Source organism: Archangium sp., from assembly GCF_036389735.1.
Taxonomy (GTDB): Bacteria; Myxococcota; Myxococcia; order Myxococcales; family Myxococcaceae; genus Archangium.
Genome location: NZ_DASVWK010000708.1, coordinates 1 through 4,923, shown reverse-complemented (window position 1 = coordinate 4,923; position 4,923 = coordinate 1). Strand labels below are relative to the sequence as shown.

At 65.4% G+C, this 4,923-nt stretch carries 3 protein-coding genes; all 3 read left to right on the top strand.

Going from position 1 to position 4,923, the window contains the following annotated elements:
• The coding region (locus tag VF794_RS24990) for a hypothetical protein (RefSeq protein ID WP_331114577.1) at positions 1–328 on the top strand (328 nt) is incomplete at its 5' end.
• Between the two features lie 258 nt (positions 329–586).
• A complete protein-coding gene (locus VF794_RS24985) occupies positions 587–3,277 on the top strand; it encodes an endo-1,3-alpha-glucanase family glycosylhydrolase (protein ID WP_331114575.1) in 2,691 nt (896 codons plus the stop codon).
• A 312-nt stretch (positions 3,278–3,589) separates the two neighbouring features.
• Positions 3,590–4,923: hypothetical protein (locus tag VF794_RS24980; protein ID WP_331114573.1), on the top strand; the 1,334-nt coding region annotated here is incomplete at its 3' end.

Here is a 4,923-nt window from a genome sequence, read left to right as displayed (position 1 = left end):
GCTGGACCTGCTCGCCGTGAAGAAGGCGAGCACGGGCTCGGGCAAGACGGAGCTGCACGTGGTCAATGGCGCCGATGGCTTCAAGACGTTCCTGGCCCACATCGCCACCTACCTGGGGGTCACGGGTACCGACTCCTCGTGGGCCTTCGCCGCCGGTGACTACAACCGCGATGGCAAGAAGGACCTGTACGCCATCAAGAAGAACACCACGAGCCAGACGGAGATCCACGTGCTCAATGGCGCCGACGGCTACCAGTCGATGCTGACGCAGGTCGCCACGGTCCTGCAATACACCGGCAGCGACTCCCGCTGGGTCTTCGACCTCTGACGGGCACGAAGGTCGCGTAGTCGCTGCGTGCGCCCCCTCGGCACCCCATGTGCCGAGGGGGCTCTTCTCGTCCGTGGCCGTCATCGGCGCACCGGTCCTCCCCCAAACTCAGTCACCCAATGGAGCAGCTGAATGCAACCTGTGTTTTCCAATTCGAAGCGACGCACTGGGCGACTCAGTGCGCGAGGCGCGCTGGTGGTCCTCGCCGCCGGCCTGTTGGTCTCGCTGGTGGGTTGTGAGGGGACGGTCCCCGGGCCGATGGAAGAACCCCTGACCTCCTCGGAAGCCGAGCTCGTGGACGGCTACAACCTCGTCGTCTCGCGTGTGAGCCCACTCACCGTGGCCACGAGCAGCAGCGTCGTTTTCAGCGCGACCCTCACGAACACGGGGACGCTCGCCACTCCCTCGGGCGTCATCCACGGTGTCTCCTTCTGGGTGGACGGCACCCAGGTGTCCTGGTCCGATACCCACACGAGTTCCATTCCCCCGGGCGGGAGCGTCACGCTCACCGCGAACTACGGTCCCGCGGGAACCAGGGTGTGGACCGCGCCGAGCATCGAGGGCGCGTATTCGCTCGTCGCCAGGGTCGATGACCTCAACCGCCTGCCCAACGAGACGGATGAACTCGACAATGACTTCACCTCGACGCTCACCGTGGCCAATCCCAATTACGATCTCATCGTCACCGGTGTGAGCCCCACGACGGTGAGCCCGGGCGGTTCCGTCGTCTTCAGCGCGACCATCAAGAACACGGGGACCGTCGCCACCCCGGCGGGCGCCATCCACGGCGTGTCCTTCGTCGTGAACGGCAAGCAGGTGTCGTGGTCCGACACGTACACGACCTCCATCCCCGCGGGAGCCAGCGTGACGGTCACCGCCAACAGCGGCCCCGCTGGCACCAACGTCTGGCAGGCGCCCACCACCGTCGGCACGAACACCGTCGCGGCCACGGTGGATGACATCGACCGCCTGCCCAACGAGATGAACGAGGATGACAATCGCTACAGCACGACGGTCACTGTCGGCGCTCCGCCTCCGGGCTACAACCTGGTCGTGACCAAGGTGAGCCCGACCTCGGTCGCCGGTGGCAGTTCGGTCATCTTCAACGCGACCATCCAGAATACGGGCACCACGGAGACCCCTTCGGGGATCATCCATGGCGTCTCGTTCTACGTGAATGGCACGCAAGTCTCCTGGTCGGACGACTCCACGGACTCCATCCCGGCGGGTGGGAGCGTTCAGGTCACCGCCAACGGCGGTCCTGCTGGAACCAACGCCTGGACGGCGCCCACCACGGCGGGCACGCATACCTTGGCGGCCAGGGTGGATGACATCAACCGCCTGCCTGCTGAAACCAACGAGACCGACAATGTGTACAGCACCCAGGTCAGCGTGTCGGCCAACGCGACCTGTTCGGATCGCGTTCAAAATGGCACCGAGACCGGGGTGGATTGCGGTCCCGGTTGTGGTCCGTGCGAGTGGCCCTTCACCGCGGTTTCACGCGCCACCCTGCGGCAGTCAACCAAGAAGGTCTATGCCCACTGGCACTACTACCCGGTGTCGCTGGAGAACTACAACCCGACGACCAACGACTACTACCAGCGCAACTATATCGCCGTGGGCGGCGAGGGCGGCGCGCACACGGCGTATGGCGGCATGATGCGGGAGCGTCCGCTGCCCCGGCTGACGCGGACGGAGACGGATTGGCGGATCCAGGACGCAAAGGACGAAATCCAGCTGGCGGCGCGCATCGGCATCGATGGCTTCTATCTGAACCTGTGGACCGACAGCGACACGAACAACGGCGGCCTGTGGACCCGGGTGAAGGCCGTCGTCGACGCCGCTTCCCAACTGGGAGGCTTCGACATCGTTCCCAACTTCGACATGACGATCCTCAATACGGGGACCGCGACGGGAGACCAGGACAGGATCATCCGCATCCTGGGCAAGCTCAAGGCCTCCTCGGCGCTCCTGCGGCGTCCGGATGGGAAGTACGTGGTGGGCATGTTCTTTCCCAACGCGCATGGCCGGACGGCCAGCTTCTACAGCACCGTCAAGCAGCGCGCCTCGGCCGAGCTGGGCATGAGCCTGTATCTGGTGCCGGTGTTCCTGGGAACGGGGAGCACCACGTTCTTCGAGGAGTACAAGACGGTCGGAGACGCCTATGCCGGCTGGGGAACCGCGGTCCCCATCACCACGGCGGGGTACTCCGGAAGCCTGAAGACGAAGGCCGCCGGGTATGGGAAGCCGTGGATCCACCCGATCAGCAGCCAGGACTACCGGCCCAAGGACAAGGCCTTCTGGGAGGCCAAGAACTCGCAGACGCTTCGCTCCATCTGGGAGAACGTGATCGCCGACGGGCTGGAGCAGGTTCAAATCGTCACCTGGAATGACCAGCACGAGCACCACGCCATCCGGCCCTCGACGGGCAAGCAGTGGCCCGCGTACGACATGACCGCGTATTACATTCAGTGGTTCAAGACCGGCGTCAAGCCGACCATTGAGCGCGACGTGTTGTATTACAACCACCGCATCCACAATCAGTCGCTCGTGCCCACGAAGCAGACCTCGACGAACCTCGCGGTCTGCAAGGCGGGCTGCCCCGCCACGAACGACGTCGAGCTGGTAGGCTTCTTGAAGTCGGCTGGCAGGCTCGAGATCACGCAGGGCACGACGACCTACGGCGAGGACGAGATCGCGGGCGGCGTGCAGGTCATCAAGACGCCGATGGCGGTGGGCACCCCGACGTTCCGGCTGAAGCGAGGCGGGGTCACCCTCGTGCAGTTCAAGAGCATGCACGGCATCGTCGGGACCACCGAGTACCAGGATCTGCTGTACCGGGCCGGGAGCTCGAGCCGTGCGGCGCTCCCGTCCTGCACGAACTCGTGCACGATTGGCGAGGCCCGCTGTCACCTGTGCCCCGGCGAGCCGATGTGGCTGAAGCGCTGAACGCGTAACGGCCTGGCTCGAAAGCCCGGTGTGCCCCTTCACGGCACGCCGGGCTTTTTTCTTGTCCGGGACTCCCGCCATGCGCCGTGGGGAACACGGGCAATGGAGTGTCCACAATCACCCAAAGCCGCGTCTCACCCTTCACCGGCTCCCGCCCTGAACGGAAATCTACAAATTCCATGAAAAATGGAATTCCCTATAAAAATCGTTCTTCTATTTTTCTTGGATGAGAAAGGCGCTATGCCCTCTCTCCTAGTAAGGGGGAGGGAATGTCCTCCCATGGGGCGCGAGCCCCGAGAAAGGGTTGTGTTCATGCGATTCAGGGCAGCAGTGGTGGGTTCTTTTCTTCTGATGATGTCCGCGGGGTGCAGTGGCCCGCGCGAGGAGGCGCTGGAGAGCGCCGAGCTGAAGGCCGCGGACGAGACAGTCCCCGTGGAGGCGCTCGCGGCCCCGCGTGAGTGCGTGAAGACCACGGAGCGGCTGGAGACGGGCGCCGCGCTGAACCTGCGAGAGGGACCCTCGAGCACGGCGCGCGTGCTGCTGACGATGCCCGAGGGCCTCGAGCTGTCGATCAGCGGGGCCTCGGCGTGTCCGGAGAACGGCTACTACCCGGTGCGCTTTGGCGCTTTCACGGGCTGGGCGTACGGCGCGCACCTGCGCACGAGCACGCTGGAGGCCGAGCTCAGCGCGGAGAACTCGCGTGACGAGGCGATCGCCCGCGCGCAGAGCGGCGTGGGCTTCTCCTATTGGTGGGGCAAGGGCCGGTGGCTCGAGACCGGCGCCACCAGCACCAACAAGGGCTCGTGCACCGGGAGCTGCCCGTCCTGCACCCACTCTGGCACCTACGGCGCGGACTGCTCCGGCTTCGCCGCCAAGGTGTGGGTGGTGCCCAGCACCAACAACGTCCTCTCCGTGGAGCAGCACCCGTACGGCACCGTCCACTTCGCCAACGAATACTACGGCTGGCACAACGTCGCCCGAGGCAGCGCCCTGCGCGCCGATGCCATGGTCTACAACGACGGCAGCGGCGGCCACATCTTCATCTACGAGAAGGGCGACCCCTGGGGGAGCATGTATGCCTACGAGTGCCGTGGCTGCGCGGACGGCTGCGTCGAGGGTTACCGCACGGCGTCCAGCGCGTACAAGGCCATCTCCCGTGACGGCATCGTGGACTCCGTGCCTGATCCGTCGACCTCGTTCACCGGGCGGTGGTACCTGAGGGACTACAACACCGCCGGCGCCAACAACATCCCCGGCATTGCCTACGGTGGCGCCGGCGACATTCCCAAGGTGGGTGACTGGGATGGCGATGGCACGACCAATATCGGCGTGTACCGCGCTGGCGTCTGGTACCTGCGCACCCTCAACAGCACCGGCTCCCACAACATCGCCAGTTTCGCCTACGGCGGCGGCACTGACATCCCCCTCGTCGGTGATTGGGATGGCAATGGCACGGACACCGTCGGCGTGTACAAGAGTGGCGTCTGGTACCTGCGCAACTCCACCAGCGCCGGCTCCCACACCATCGCCAGCTTCGCCTACGGCGGCGGCACGGACATCCCCGTCGTCGGTGACTGGGATGGCGATGGCACGGACACCGTTGGCGTGTACCGCGGTGGCGTCTGGTACCTGCGCAACTCCAACAC

Coding starts and splice junctions, on each gene's coding strand:
- VF794_RS24985 (WP_331114575.1), top strand. CDS start 587: ATGGAAGAACCCCTGACCTCCTCGGAAGCCGAGCTCGTGGACGGCTAC.